Genomic DNA, 577 nt, shown 5'->3' with positions numbered 1-577 from the left:
TCGCCCCCGAAAAACACGGGGTGGGAAAACACCGAATGAATTATTTAAGGGAATACGAACATGTTTACTTCCAGATTAACGATGTTGCACTTATTATGTGAATCTACCCTTTATAAAATATTTCATTTCGCAAAATGTTCCACAATAGCTTTATCAGTTAATAACCAACCATATTCCCCCATATGCATAATATCCGTTAATACTCCTGGCTGATATTGCTCTTCAATAAGATTTAAATATCCCATACCATGAGATTTTATTTTCTCTGATATAATATTTTCAACGGGTTTAAAATCGTTTGTATCTGTGTATACATAAGGGTTTAATGGCTGCATAATAAACAGAGCATCGACATTATATTTCGCTAATAAATTCAATATATTGTCAAAGGCGTTCATTTCTTTACTGTAATTGATGCCATTAGGAAATGCTTTTTTACTTTTTTTATCTTTTACATATTTTTCATAGGGCAGATTCGACTAATAAGTGCAATTTTTCAGAAGGGCGGTCAGTTGCTATAGTAGGCATCTTTCTCGCCAAAGGAAAATGCACTATGGCCTATACACAACTGACCGAA

At 33.8% G+C, this 577-nt stretch carries 1 protein-coding gene; it reads right to left on the bottom strand.

The window, feature by feature from the left end; translation table 11 throughout:
- Window positions 1-122 precede the first annotated feature (122 nt).
- On the bottom strand, window positions 123-473 hold the full coding sequence (locus ACGF5R_RS24360) for a D-alanyl-lipoteichoic acid biosynthesis protein DltD (RefSeq protein ID WP_387693207.1): 351 nt from the start codon (window positions 471-473) through the stop codon (window positions 123-125).
- Between the last annotated feature and the right edge of the window lie 104 nt (window positions 474-577).

It is taken from the genome of Photorhabdus sp. RM71S (genome assembly GCF_042879355.1).
Taxonomy (GTDB): Bacteria; Pseudomonadota; Gammaproteobacteria; order Enterobacterales; family Enterobacteriaceae; genus Photorhabdus; species Photorhabdus kayaii.
The sequence above is the reverse complement of the archived record's forward strand: the minus strand, read 5'-3'. Positions and strand labels throughout refer to the sequence as shown.